This window comes from Nocardia amikacinitolerans NBRC 108937, assembly GCF_001612615.1.
GTDB classification, from domain to species: domain Bacteria; phylum Actinomycetota; class Actinomycetes; order Mycobacteriales; family Mycobacteriaceae; genus Nocardia; species Nocardia amikacinitolerans.
On sequence record NZ_BDAU01000005.1, the window covers coordinates 22574 to 29805 of the forward strand.

A 7232-nucleotide genomic window follows, 5' to 3' on the forward strand; every position below is an offset into this window, starting at 1 on the left:
CTGGATTCCCCGGGTGATCGGTGAATCCGCCGCCGGTCCCCATTCCGCATCCGCGCCCGATTCGTCCCGCTCACCTGCCGTCCGCCCGGCGACCGCAGGTGACGGTTCGGGTGTTGGACTGCCGCACCACCGCGTGTCGGCGGTAGCTTTGACCCATGTCTGCTGATCACGCGGGCCGTGGGCCCGACTACGCGGCGCGCCGCGGTGCGCTGCGCAGTCTGCTGGTGGAGAACGAGGTCGACGCGCTGCTGGTCACCGACATGGTGAACATCAGGTACTTGACCGGCTTCACCGGCTCCAATGCCACGCTGCTCGTGCATTCCTGGGACATGCGCAACGACGAGGAACGCACCGTGATCGGGACCGACGGCCGCTACCGCAGCCAGGTCGTCGAGCAGGCGCCCGACCTGCGCGCCGAGATCGCCCGCGCCACCGCGCGGCGGATCGTCGAGCTGGCGGGGGAGTGGCAGCTCGGCCGGGTCGGCTTCGAGAGCCACGTGGTGACCGTCGACCAGCACCACGGTTTCGTCGAGCAGAAGACCGGGCTGGAACTGGTGGCCACGCCGGGCCTGGTCGAGCAGTTGCGCATGGTCAAGGACGCTTACGAGGTGGAACAGCTGCGCAAAGCGTGCGCGGCGGGCGACGCCGGGCTTGCCACGCTGCTCGAACGCGGCGGTCTGCGGCCGGGGCGCACGGAGCGGCAGGTCGCCCGCGACCTCGAATGGGCCATGTACGAGCACGGCGCCGAGGCCATCTCCTTCGAGACCATCGTGGCCGCCGGCGCCAATTCCGCGATACCGCACCACCGCCCGACCGACGCCGTGCTGGCCCCCGGCGACTTCGTCAAGATCGATTTCGGTGCGGTCGTCGGCGGTTACCACTCCGACATGACCCGCACCTTCGTGCTCGGCCGCCCGACCGACTGGCAGCGCGAGGTCTATTCACTGGTCGTGGAGTCGCAGCGAGCAGGGCGCAAGGCGCTGCGACCGGGGGCCCAGGCGGGCGAGGTGGACGCGGCGGCGCGCTCGGTGATCGAGGCGGCGGGTCACGGCAAGCTGTTCGTGCACGGTCTCGGGCACGGAGTCGGCCTGCGCATCCACGAAGCGCCGGGGATCATGAAAAACGGAACCGGTACACTTCTATCCGGCGTGGCGGTGACCGTCGAACCAGGTGTGTACTTTCCCGGCCGCGGCGGCGTCCGAATCGAGGACACGCTCGTGGTGCGCGAAGGGGGCCCTGAGCTGCTCACCCACACCAGCAAAGACCTGACCGTCGTCGAATGACGCCGGTTACCTGCGAACAGGAGATCCGAAGACAGTGGCGGACACCAGCGACTTCAAGAACGGCCTCGTGCTGAAGATCGACGGTCAGCTCCAGCAGATCGTCGAATTCCAGCACGTCAAGCCGGGTAAGGGCCCCGCCTTCGTGCGGACCAAGCTGAAGAACGTCGTGTCCGGCAAGGTCGTCGACAAGACCTTCAACGCGGGTGTCAAGGTGGAGACCGCGACCGTCGACCGTCGCGACATGACCTACCTGTACCACGACGGCTCCGACTACATCTTCATGGACGGCGAGACCTACGACCAGATCTCGATCGCCGAGGCCACCATCGGCGACGGCGCCCGCTTCCTGCTGGAGAACATGGCCGTCCAGGTGGCCGTGCACGAGGGCGAGCCGCTGTTCGTCGAGCTTCCCGTCTCCATCGAACTCGTGGTGCAGCACACCGATATCGGCCTGCAGGGCGACCGCTCCACCGGCGGCACCAAGCCCGCCACCCTGGAGACCGGCGCCGAGGTGCAGGTGCCGCTGTTCATCAACACCGGCGACAAGCTGCGCATCGACTCGCGCGACGGCAGCTACCTCGGCCGCGTCAACGCCTGATCACCGGTCGCTCGCGACGGGAGCGCGCGACCCGGTGGCAGGCCCACCGTGGCGGGCGCTCCTGCCGCCCTGACACAGAACGACAGGGATGATGTGATCGTGGCGGAACAGCCCGCAGACAAGAAATCCACGTTCAAGAAGCTGGGCGCCCGGCACAAGGCCCGGCGCCGCGCCGTGGACCTGCTGTTCGAGGCGGAGGCCCGCGACGTCGACGCCGCCGATCTGCTCGACGAGCGCGTCGACCTGGCCGCGAAGGACCAGACCGTCGCCCCCGTGCACGCCTACACCCGGACCCTGGTCGAAGGCGTCGCCGACGACCTGGACCGCGTGGACGGCACGATCGAGTCCTACCTCCAGGACTGGACGCTGTCCCGGCTGCCCGCGGTGGACCGCGCCATCCTGCGCATCGCCGTGTGGGAGCTCTTCCACGCCAACGACGTTCCGCCGGTGGTGGCCGTCGACGAGGCCGTGGAGCTGGCGAAGGAACTCTCGACCGACGACTCGCCGTCGTTCATCAACGGCGTGCTCGGTCAGGTCGTGCTCGTCGCACCGCAGGTGCGCGCCGCGGCGGCCGCGACCCGTGCGCCGCGCCAGGAGCCCGAGGCGTGAACAAGTACCTGGTCATGGTGATGCGCACGCCGCGCTTCGACCCTGCGGTCGTCGAACCGCACAAGGAGTTCCTGAACGGATTGGTGGAACGCGGCAGGCTCGTGGAGAGTGGCCGCTTCACCGACGGCACCGGTGGCGCCTATGTGATCCGCGCCGAGAGCCTCGCGGCGGCGCGCGAGATCGCCTTCGCCGACCCCGTGCACACCACCGGCGCCTCGGAACTGACCGTGTACGAGTGGGAGATCACCGTCTCCGCCTGAGCCGCACCGCCCGATCCGGCTCCCGCCGGTGGGTGTACTTGGCCCGGCGGGAGCCCACCGGGACGTCTGCGGTGTCCCGGGTCGGGGGTGGCGCCCGCCGCCGGTACCGACCGGATTTCCGGCGCCGGGCACGTCAGCGATCCTCATACCTCGAGTGCGCTCGAGGTCAAGGCGCTGTGGTGCGCGTCATGGTCGACCGCGCTTCCGCGACCGGTGAATTCGCCCTCTGCGTGAACCGTTCCGCGCACTCACCATGCGTATGCGGCCGCGGCTTCAGGTGCCCACGCGGTGCAGGCAGATGCTTTTGCTCGGGTTCTGGTAGACGATTTCGTCGGTCTCCTTGTGCAGTTGTCGCTGCGGTGCGCAGACGCGGTGATCGACCGCGTTGCTGACCGTATTCACTTGGAACGCACCGGGAGTGGTGCAGGCGACCTTGCCGACCTTTTCTTCGTCGAGCCAATGATCGATCCCGGTGAAACAGTCGCCGACGGCGGCATTCATCTGCAGGCACAGACTTTTGGTCTTGGTCGCCGTTCGCCCCCTGGGTAGGAACCTCGTCATGGTGCCCTCTGGGCACTTGTCGACGGAGGCCGCGCGCACGATGACGAGCGTCGCTGCCGGATCGGTACAGGGGAGGAGCGTCCAGGGATCGTGTCCAGAACCGGGCTGATCGGTCACGAAGCCGCATTCACCGGCTCGCAGCGGGCTAGGGTCGGTATCGCGGGCAGCGATGATCACGCCATAGATCAGCCCTCCCGCCATCGCGACGAACACGCCGACGAGGAGTGCGATCCCCAGCGGCCCGGCAACTCGCATGCCTTTCTTCCGAATGCGCATGCGCCGCCGTAGCTCCTGCCGTCGCTCGGGCGACATCGAACTGCGCTGAGCCGACGGCGGGCTGGGCGCTTCCGAGGAACCGGAGTCTGGGTGCGACATGGCCTCAGCCTGGCATATATCCGGTGGCAGCGGTTGGGGCACAGAACTTTCCAGCTGTGGTCGCCGCTGTTGTGCTGGATCGTGTTGAGCCGCGCGGATATCGAAGGGCCGGGAGCCGACGTTAGCGGAAGGCTGCGGCGTTCTCCTCGACCCCCTCGGGAAACGTGGCACGGCCTGCGTCGCGGGTCAGGGCTCGTAGCGGTCCCGTGCGGGAGGCCGCCCGGGTTGCGACGATGAGAGATCATTAGACTCCTTCTTGCAACGTTGCGATGAGGAGTGTGGAATGGTCGCCGAAACGCCTGTGACAGGAGCCGCCGAACTGGCCGCATTGCAGACCGGAGGGTGCACAGCCGAGCAAGCGTGGGCGCTGTTCGATCGGCTACCGGGCGTGCGGGTCGGCGAGGTGACGACCGGACGCTGGCGCGGCGAGGAACTCGACACCGGACATCCGTTCGACGGCATGCTCGTCGCCTCGGGTTGGTACGGCAAGCAATTCGACGGACCCGACGCCGTGCATCCGCTGCTCTTCGCCGACCCCGCGGGGACGGTGTTCCCCGTCGATCCGCGCCGCGTGCCGCTGAGCTTGGCGGGCAAGGTGCCGCTGTCCGGCGTGCGGATGCTGCGCTCGACGCTGCCGGTGCTCGGTCCCGCGCTGCGCGCCCGCAAGCCCACCGCGCGGCTGCGCGACATCGAATACCGGGGCGAGGTGAGCGCGGCGATGGTCTACGACCACCTGCCGATCATCGACCATTTCCGCCGCGTCGACGCGCACACGCTGTTCGGGGTGATGGATCTGCGTGGCATGACCGAGCCGTACTTCTTCGTCCTGCGTCGGTGAGCCGCCGCCCGGCCTACCATCGGACCGAGGGTTGATCGCCGTGCGAGGGGAGACCGTCGATGGAACGTACGACCTGTCTGGTGGTGGGTGGTGGGCCCGCCGGCATGGTGCTCGGCCTGTTGCTGGCTCGCGCGGGCGTCGAGGTCACGGTATTGGAGAAGCACGGCGACTTCCTGCGTGATTTTCGCGGCGACACCGTGCACCCCACCACCCTGGACCTGCTCGACGAACTCGGCCTCGGCGAGGAGTTCGCAAAGCTGCCCGCGCGGCGATTGGACTCGATCCTGCTCCCCGTCGGCGGCTCGCTGCAAACCTTGGCGTCGCTGAAAAACCTTCCGGGCAAACACAAATACATCGCCATGGTGCCGCAGTGGGATCTGCTCGACCTGCTGGCCCGCGCCGCCGACCGCGAGCCGACGTTCCGGCTGCGGATGAACACCGAAGCCACCGGCCTGATCTTCGCCGAAGGCCGGGTCGCAGGGGTGAAATACCGGACCGCCGATGGTGGCACCGGTGCGATCGAGGCCGCGCTGACCGTCGCCTGTGATGGGCGCGGTTCGGTGCTGCGGGCGTCCGCCGGGCTGCGGTCGCGGCGGTGGGCGACGCCGATGGACGTGTGGTGGTTTCGCCTGCCGCGCACGGGGATCGATCCCGCGGGCTCGATTCCGATCGTCACCGCGCGCCGCGCCGCCATCATGCTCGATCGCGGTGATTACTGGCAGTGCGCCACGCTCATCGCCAAGGGCAGCGACGCCGCGGCAAGGCGCGGGCCCGTCGGTGCGATCACGCGCGAGATGGCCGCGGCCGCACCGTGGTTGACCGACCGGGTCGACACGCTGCGCGACTGGGACGAGGTCAAGCTGCTCGACGTGCAACTCGACCGCCTCGAACGCTGGTACACCGACGGGCTGCTCTGCCTCGGCGACGCCGCGCACGCCATGTCCCCGGCCGGTGGGGTCGGCATCAACCTCGCCGTGCAGGACGCGGTGGCTGCGGCGAGAATCCTTGCCGCGCCGCTGCTTTCGGGGCGCGTCGGCGTCGCGGAGCTGGCCAGGGTGCAGCGGCGGCGCTGGTTCCCGACCGTTGTCACCCAGGGCATCCAGCGGTTGTTGCACGCCGCTGTCATCCGACCCGCGCTGAGCGGACAGGTGGATCTCAGCCGCGCGGACAACGCGCCGTGGCCGATCAGGGTGCTGCGGCGCATCCCGGTGGTGCGAAGTGTTCCGCCGTTTCTAATCGCTCGGGGTGTATTGCCCGAGCACGCACCGGATTTCGCGCGACGGGCGAACTGAGTTGTCGCGCTGCCTGGGGCGCGGTCGAGCCACGGGGCGACCCGTCGTCGAATGCGATCGTAGGCAGCGATCCTGCGGTGGCTAGTTCGAGAAGTCGATGCCGCGGCGGTCAGTCGTGGAGAAGGTCCGGGGCGTCGGTGCGAGCGGGCAACTCGGCGACCCAGCCCGCGACCACCGCGAGTCCGGTCGCGCGGTGGACGGCGAGGAATCCGAACGGCCGGTCGAAGGCGACCTCGACCTGGGTGATCAGGTGCTCGGCCGAGAGCGGCATGCTTACCGCGCGCACCGCGAAGCTGGTGACCGCGGCGGCCTCGAACCCCTCGCGGGTGAAACGCGCCAGCACATCCTGCACACCCTGAGCGAGCGCCAGCGGCTCCGGCGAGATCGCGGGGAAGTGGTTTCGGTCTGTCCGCATGGCGGCGATGAGGCCGAAGAGTTCGGGCGTCGCGCACAGATCGTGCGACGAGCGGATCTCGAAGGGCGGCAGGCGGATATCGAGACGGTCACCGGGCCGGGGTGCGCGGTGCTGGGTCACGCGCAGCCCAGGGCCGGTGGTTCCGGATGGCAGGTGGTTGCGGACGGGCACGTCTCCGGTGAGGGCGGCGAGGCCGGTGGTGAGGACTGCGCCCGGCGAGCCTTTGCGCGGCGACTCGGTGTCCGGCGACTCCCCGCCATTCGATTCCGCGCCGAGCAGTAGGTGAACGTCGAGATCGCCGGTTCCGGTGACGACTACCCGGGTCACGAGGTCCGGGCCGTCCAGCAGTGCGACCTGCGACAGGTCCCCGGTTGTGCGCGTCAGCCCGCGCCCGGCGATTCCACGCCACGGCCCGGTCTCGGGGCGAAGCATGGCGTCGGCGAAGTGCTCGCACCATTCGGTTTTGGCGACCAAGGCGGTGGCGAGCACCAGCATGGTGTCGGGTTCGATCCGTAGCGGGAACTTGTCGATCAAGCCGCCAGTCCCACGTGCGGCCCAGGAGTCCAGGGCCTCCTGGCTGGTCAGCCGTCCGATGGTGTTCGGCGGCAGGCTGTCGGTCCAAGTGCGGTGCAGCGGAAGCCCTTCGGCGAACCACGCGCCGAGCACGGCGGAGAGGTCCTCGGCTTCGGCCATGATCCGCAGCACCTCCAGCGCGGCATCCTGGGCTCGTTCGGCGGGCAGCCCGACCGCGGCTTCCAATTCCGCGCGAGCCGGGTCCTCCGCGGCGGCGGCGAGCAGAGCGAGCAGCGGCCAGATCCCCGCGCCGGACACAACGAAATCCCTATCACCCGCGACAGCGGCCCACCGCGCGGTCAACTCGTTGACGGCCGCCACCTGCGTGTCGATTGCGCTCCCCATCAAGCCAACATAGCCGCCATTGCCGCCACCGCCGACGAAGCTAACCTCGCCCGCTGCCCGCTGCCCGCTGCCCGCTGCCCGCT

General features: G+C 69.1%; 8 protein-coding genes. 6 read left to right on the forward strand and 2 right to left on the reverse strand.

What is annotated here, in order from left to right:
- Positions 1 to 155: 155 nt before the first annotated feature.
- From NAM01S_RS05380 to NAM01S_RS05395, 4 genes are all read left to right on the forward strand, one after another.
- Positions 156 to 1283, forward strand: a complete 1128-nt coding sequence (locus NAM01S_RS05380; RefSeq protein ID WP_067780231.1) for a M24 family metallopeptidase — start codon at positions 156 to 158, stop codon at positions 1281 to 1283.
- A 34-nt stretch (positions 1284 to 1317) separates the two neighbouring features.
- The gene (efp, locus tag NAM01S_RS05385) at positions 1318 to 1881 is read left to right on the forward strand and encodes an elongation factor P (protein WP_067780233.1); all 564 of its coding nucleotides are present in this window, start codon (positions 1318 to 1320) and stop codon (positions 1879 to 1881) included.
- Positions 1882 to 1980: 99 nt separating this feature from the next.
- The gene (gene nusB / locus NAM01S_RS05390) at positions 1981 to 2490 is read left to right on the forward strand and encodes a transcription antitermination factor NusB (protein WP_067780255.1); all 510 of its coding nucleotides are present in this window, start codon (positions 1981 to 1983) and stop codon (positions 2488 to 2490) included.
- A complete protein-coding gene (locus tag NAM01S_RS05395) occupies positions 2487 to 2750 on the forward strand; it encodes a YciI family protein (protein WP_067780236.1) in 264 nt (87 codons plus the stop codon). Before nusB ends, NAM01S_RS05395 begins: the two co-directional genes overlap by 4 nt.
- Positions 2751 to 3023: 273 nt before the next feature.
- On the opposite strand, the gene NAM01S_RS05400 is transcribed toward NAM01S_RS05395, so the two are convergent.
- Positions 3024 to 3587 carry a hypothetical protein gene (locus NAM01S_RS05400; RefSeq protein WP_067780238.1) on the reverse strand — a complete coding sequence of 188 codons (564 nt, stop codon included), beginning with the start codon at positions 3585 to 3587 and terminating at the stop codon, positions 3024 to 3026.
- Between the two features lie 400 nt (positions 3588 to 3987).
- On the opposite strand from NAM01S_RS05400, the gene NAM01S_RS05405 reads away from it, so the two are divergent.
- Together NAM01S_RS05405 and NAM01S_RS05410 are read left to right on the forward strand one after the other, a co-directional pair.
- Positions 3988 to 4524 (forward strand): DUF4334 domain-containing protein, encoded by a 537-nt coding sequence (locus NAM01S_RS05405; RefSeq protein WP_067780258.1) that lies wholly within the window; start codon positions 3988 to 3990, stop codon positions 4522 to 4524.
- A gap of 59 nt (positions 4525 to 4583) precedes the next feature.
- On the forward strand, positions 4584 to 5816 hold the full coding sequence (locus tag NAM01S_RS05410; protein WP_067780241.1) for an FAD-dependent oxidoreductase: 1233 nt from the start codon (positions 4584 to 4586) through the stop codon (positions 5814 to 5816).
- Positions 5817 to 5925: 109 nt separating this feature from the next.
- On the opposite strand, the gene NAM01S_RS05415 is transcribed toward NAM01S_RS05410, so the two are convergent.
- Entirely contained in the window at positions 5926 to 7149 is a 1224-nt protein-coding gene (locus NAM01S_RS05415) for a serpin family protein (RefSeq protein WP_067780244.1), read from the reverse strand.
- Positions 7150 to 7232: the final 83 nt, after the last annotated feature.

Excerpts from the sequence above, each read along its gene's own strand:
- NAM01S_RS05400 (WP_067780238.1), bottom strand. The coding sequence starts at position 3,587 with ATGCGCATTCGGAAGAAAGGCATGCGAGTTGCCGGGCCGCTGGGGATC.
- NAM01S_RS05410 (WP_067780241.1), top strand. The coding sequence starts at position 4,584 with ATGGAACGTACGACCTGTCTGGTGGTGGGTGGTGGGCCCGCCGGCATG.
- NAM01S_RS05415 (WP_067780244.1), bottom strand. The coding sequence starts at position 7,149 with ATGGGGAGCGCAATCGACACGCAGGTGGCGGCCGTCAACGAGTTGACC.
- NAM01S_RS05380 (WP_067780231.1), top strand. The coding sequence starts at position 156 with ATGTCTGCTGATCACGCGGGCCGTGGGCCCGACTACGCGGCGCGCCGC.